1 protein-coding gene is annotated in these 1550 nt (G+C 65.2%); it reads left to right on the top strand.

Features of this window, described 5'->3' with window-relative positions:
* On the top strand, positions 1 to 1550 hold a 1550-nt coding region (locus GH663_RS20850), incomplete at both ends, for a TolC family protein (RefSeq protein WP_153133505.1).

Raw genomic sequence — 1550 nt, forward strand, 5'->3', positions numbered from 1 at the left:
CGCAGCAGCTACCTGCTCAGCCTCAACCAGATGCTCTTCGACGGCTTCGCCACCCACAACGAAGTGCGCCGCCTCGACAAAGCCCGCCTCGTCCGCTACTACGAACTGCTCGACGCCTCCGAAAACGTCGCCCTCGAAGCCGCCCGCGCCTACCTCGACGTCCTGCGCTACCGCTTCCTGGTCAACCTGGCCGAAGACAACTACGTCCAGCACAAAGCCACCCACGAACAACTCATCCGGCGCACCCAAAGTGGCGTCGGTCGTCGCGTCGACCTCGAACAAGCCGGCAGCCGCCTCGCCCTCGCCGAAATCAACCTGACCACCGAAACCGCCAACCTGCACGACGTCACCGCCCGCTACCAGCGCCTGATCAACAGCCAGCCCCCCGGTACCGTGCTCCCCCCCAGCCAGATCGGCAACCAGCTACCGGCCAGCCAGAAAGCCGCCCTCGACACCCTCTACCAAAAAAACCCGGCCCTGCTCGCCGCCGTCGAAAACATCGAAGCCGCCGAACGCGACATCGACGTCCGCCGCGCCGCCTACAGCCCCAAACTCGACTTCCGGGCCCGCACCGACAACACCAACAACTACCTCGGCGTCGACGGCCAACGCAACTACAACGTCGCCGAACTCGTCGTCAGCTGGAATATCTTCAACGGCGGCAGCGACCGCGCCCGCGAAAAGCAATACATCGAACGCAAGAACCTCGCCCTCGACCTGCGCGAAAAAGCCTGCCGCGACACTCGGCAAACCCTCGCCATCGCCTACAACGACGTCCAGCGCCTGAAAGAACAAAGCACCTACCTCGCCACCCAGGTCAGCCTGCTCGAAAAAACCCGCGACGCCTACCGCGACCAATTCAACGTCGGCCAACGCACCCTGCTCGACCTGCTCGACACCGAAAACGAACTGCTCAGCGCCCGGCGCAACGCCGTCAACGCCGACACCGACCTAAGCCTCGCCTACCTGCGCACCTACGCCGGCATGGGCACCCTGCTCGAAGTCCTCGGCCTGCAAAAACTCGACGCCCGCGACCCGGTCGCCAGCGAACTCGCCGGCAGCGACGCCCGCCAGTTCTGCCCGGCCGAAGCCATCACCCAAGTCGCCAGCAACCGCGAAACCCTCAACGCCCGCGCCATGGCCCAACTCGACAGCAAGCCGGCGCTGCCGGCCGCCGCCGTACCGCCGGTCAGCCTCGACGGCGAACTGCAAGCCCAGGTCAAAGCCTGGGCTGCCGCCTGGGCCGCCAAGAACTACAGCGACTACATCGGCTTCTACGCCCCCAGCTTCACCCCGGACGGCGGGCTGAGCCGGGAAGACTGGGCGCAACTGCGGCGCAGCCGGATCGCGACGCGCGACAACATCGGCGTCGAACTGCACGACATCAAGATTCGTCTGGACGGCCCGGACCGCGCCTTCGCGGAATTCCGTCAGGTGTACCAGTCGAACCAGTACAAGGACACGACGCAGAAGAGCCTGGAGCTGATCAAGGTCGGCGGCAAATGGCTGATCAACCGGGAAAGCTCGGTGCCTTGTACCGGCAATACCGT

It is taken from the genome of Dechloromonas hortensis (assembly GCF_009469765.1).
Lineage (GTDB): Bacteria > Pseudomonadota > Gammaproteobacteria > Burkholderiales > Rhodocyclaceae > Azonexus > Azonexus hortensis.